This window comes from Kocuria sp., from assembly GCF_030536815.1.
In the GTDB taxonomy this organism is placed as follows: Bacteria; Actinomycetota; Actinomycetes; order Actinomycetales; family Micrococcaceae; genus Kocuria; species Kocuria gwangalliensis.
Window position 1 is genome coordinate 1 of sequence record NZ_JAUNPE010000183.1, and the last position, 3,830, is coordinate 3,830.

Genomic DNA, 3,830 nt, shown 5'->3' on the forward strand with positions numbered 1-3,830 from the left:
GGAGCACGCGGAACCTAGCGCGCGGGAGACTCCTCGGGATCGATCACGACCCGCTTGTCGACCGGATCCACGGTCTTGGTCCCCAGCATGGAGGCGCCACCGAGCGCACCCACCAGGGCAAAGGCAAAGAAGCCCCACGGGTAGGCCAGACCCGCGGTCAGCAGCGTGCCGCCCAGAATGGGTCCACTGATCGCGCCCAACCGGCCCACGCCGGCGGACATGCCCAGCGCCGTGGCGCGGACCTGCGGCGGGTGGTTGGCGGCGGTGAACGCATACACGAGCACCTGCGAGGAGAACACGAAGCAACCGGTCAGGAACACCATGATGTAAATACCGAACACCGGCAGCTTGATGGCAAGGGCCGCCAGCAGCACGGCCGACGCCGCGAACCACAGGATGCCCGCCACTCGCGGGGTGATGCGATCAGCCACGCGCCCGCCGATCCACAGGCCCAGCACGGCACCCACGTTCAGGATCAACAGGAAACCCAGCGCGTTGCCCAGGTCGTAATCCGCGGCGCGCATGATCTGCGGCAGCCACGTGTTCAGGCCGTACACCAGCAGCAGACCCATGAAGGACGCGGTCCAGATGAACGTCGAGTTCCGCGCGTACGTGCCGCTCAGCAGCAACGCCGCGCCCTGCTTCGCGGGCTTGGCCTTCTCGCCACCCGCGGTCGACGCCGCACGGTCCGCTCCGGCCACACGCGTTGCGTTCGCGGCGTTGGGGAGTTCGAGTTCCACGTTGTAATGCGCGGCAACCGCGCGAGCGGCGTCGTAATCGCCCCTGGCCGCCAGGTAGGACGGTGACTCGGGAAGGAAGAAGTACATGAGCGGGACCAGGATCAGGGCGGGCAACGCACCCACGATGAACATGGTGTGCCACGAGAACTGCATGAGGACCCAGATGGCCAGGGCCGCGGTGAGTACGGCGCCCACGTGGTAGCCGGTCATCATCACGGTGGTGGCGTTGGAGCCGCGGCCCTTCCGGGCGAATTCATTGACCATGGAGATGCCGGTGGGCAGGCAACCGCCCAATCCCAGACCGGCCAGGAAGCGCAGCACACCGAACCACAGCACGGTGGGAGCGAAGGCCGCGGCAAAGGTCAGGGCGGAGAAGATGACCACGGCGCCGATCAGCATTTTGCGGCGGCCCAAGCGGTCGGTGAGCCACCCCATGCCGAGCGCGCCGATCATCATGCCGAACAAACCGGCGGTGGCCACGGCGGTGCCTTCGCCGGTGGTCATGTCGAAGGCTTTGTCCTCCAGCAGGGTGGGCATGACCGCACCGAGGACCACGGCGTCGAAGCCGTCCAGCAGAACCGCGATCCAACACAGGGGCGCGACCCACAGGGGGGATTTAAGGATGAGGCCCTTGCCGGACGTGGTGCCGGCGCGGGGTGAGGAGGCTGTGGAGCTCACGAGGAATCTCTTCCGATAGGGCGACAGATCACAGTGATACTAATCGCACGCCGGTGTTGCCCCGGCCACAATCCCATTGAATGAGATGAGCCTCACCAGAGGGGTTTGTCACCGGTGCGCCAGTTGGCACCGCGGATCCTGTCGTGGAGTGCAACCGCTGACGTGTCGGTGAGGCACGCGACCTGATCGACGACCAGCCGCAGCCGCGCCGCCTCCGTTCCGGGTCCATCACCGATCTCGCGCCAATCCCCCGTGAATTCCGGGGAGAGGAAGCGGCCGTCGGTTTCCATGAGCGCATCGACCAGGATGGTCAGGATCTCGTTCTGGTTCTCATACAGCGGCTGCGCATCACGCACCGTCATCACGAACGCCGTAGCGATGCCCTTGAGCACGGCGATCTCCAGGCCCGTCTCATGCGGCACCACGAGCTGTGCGCCGTACCGGGTCAGCTGCCCGTCACCGGCCACGTCACGCGTGGCCTCCACCGCGGACATGGCGAACCGGCCGATCAACTGGCTCGTCATGTTCTTGAGCCGCGCCAGGTCCTTGCGGGAACCGTTCATCAGCGGAATCCACACCGGGGAGTCCTCCAACCGGCGCAGGGCGGCGTCCAATTCCTCCGCTGTGGCCTGGGGAAGGTACCAGCGCTGGGTCCATTCAATGACGCGAGCTCGCGCAACGGGGTCCGCGAGCTGACCCAGTTGCAAGGCGTTGGAGGCAATTGCATCCTCAACGTCGTGCACGCTGTAGGAAATGTCGTCGGCCAGGTCCATGACCTGGGCTTCCAAGCATTTGCGGCCCGCCACGGCCCCTTCTCGCATCCAGCGGAACACCGGCAGATCGTCCTGGTACACCCCGAATTTCCGATTGGGTTTCCCGTCCGGGCGAGGTGGCGCGTCCGTGGCGCTCCACGGGTACTTGCACGTGGCGTCCAGGGTGGCGCGCGTGAGATTCAGCCCCGCCGGGTGACCGTCCCCGCTGACGATCTTGGGTTCCAGGCGCACCAGCAGTCGCAACGTCTGAGCGTTGCCCTCGAAACCGCCGATCTCCCGGGTCATGGCCGCGAGCGCCGTTTCACCGTTGTGCCCGAAGGGCGGGTGCCCCAGGTCGTGGGACAGGCACGCGGCATCCACCACATCGGGATCGCACCCCAGAGCCTTGCCCAGTTCGCGTCCGATCTGGGCGACTTCCAGGGAGTGGGTCAGGCGGTTGCGGACAAAGTCATCCGTGCTGGGAGCGACCACCTGGGTCTTGGCCGCCAACCGCCGGAGAGCGGAGCTGTGCAGCACACGCGCACGGTCACGTTCGAAGTGGGAGCGGTGCCGGTTGTGGTGGTTCTCGGCCACGTACCGTTCGGCGTCCTCGTAGGCGTATCCGGCGGGCAGGATTCCCAAACGGTCAGGGGTGTGCAATCGGTCAGCCTCCGGAGACATCGAGTTCGGCGTGCACCAGGCCCAGACGTTCGGCGTCGCCCAGGATGCGGGAGTCCAACCAGCCGTCCGGGAGGTGGGGTTTACGGGGGTTGCCAGCGCGGCCACGAGGGCCTTCTACGTCCTGACCCGGGTACGGCAGATCCAGGTCGAGCTGGTCGAGCAGTTCACGCAGTCGGGCCAGGCTGGGCACCTGCGCCATGTGCGCGCGCAGTTCGCCGCCCACCGGGTATCCCTTGAAGTACCAGGGCACGTGCTTGCGAATTTCGCGGCACCCCTTGGCCTCGTCACCGAACTCCTCGGCGAGCAACTCGGCGTGCCGGTACAAAGTGTCCGCGACCTTGCGGACTCCGGGCCTGTAGCGCTTGGGGCTGCCCTCGAAGGCCGCCTGCAGGTCGCCGAACAGCCACGGGCGGCCCTGGCAACCGCGGCCCACCACCACGCCGTCCACACCCGTCTGCTCAACCATCCGCACCGCGTCCTCGGCGGAGAAGATGTCACCGTTACCGAGCACGGGGATGTCCGGGAGCGCCTCGCGCAGCCGGGCGATCGACGCCCAATCGGCCTTACCGGAGTAGTGCTGCTGCAGGGTGCGGCCATGCAGAGCCACGGCGGCCACGCCCTCGTCACGTGCCATGCGGCCCGCATCCAGGTAGGTCTGGTGCTCGTCGTCGATGCCGATCCGCATCTTGATGGTCACCGGAATATTCGCCTCGGAGGCCTCCCGGACCGCCGTGCGAATGATTGCCCGGAACAGGTCCGTCTTCCACGGCAGAGCGGAACCGCCGCCGCGTTTGGTGACCTTGGGCACCGGGCAGCCGAAGTTCAAATCAATGTGGTCCGCGCGATCCTCCTGCGCGACCATGCGCACGGCCTTGCCCACATTGACCGCGTCCACACCGTAGATCTGGATCGAACGCGGGGTCTCATCCGGGTCGTGGTGGATGATCCGCAGCGACTCCGGGCGGCGTTCGACCAGGGC

3 protein-coding genes are annotated in these 3,830 nt (G+C 66.8%); all 3 read right to left on the reverse strand.

The features are described 5' to 3' along the window. Positions 1-14: 14 nt before the first annotated feature. Positions 15-1,418, reverse strand: coding sequence for an aromatic acid/H+ symport family MFS transporter (locus Q4E95_RS11715; RefSeq protein WP_303383476.1), 1,404 nt, complete (start codon positions 1,416-1,418; stop codon positions 15-17). A 92-nt stretch (positions 1,419-1,510) separates the two neighbouring features. Further along, positions 1,511-2,830 carry a deoxyguanosinetriphosphate triphosphohydrolase gene (locus Q4E95_RS11720; RefSeq protein ID WP_303383477.1) on the reverse strand — a complete coding sequence of 440 codons (1,320 nt, stop codon included), beginning with the start codon at positions 2,828-2,830 and terminating at the stop codon, positions 1,511-1,513. 4 nt (positions 2,831-2,834) lie between these two features. Next, a partial coding sequence (gene dusB, locus Q4E95_RS11725) for a tRNA dihydrouridine synthase DusB (RefSeq protein WP_303383478.1) occupies positions 2,835-3,830 on the reverse strand: 996 nt, incomplete at its 5' end.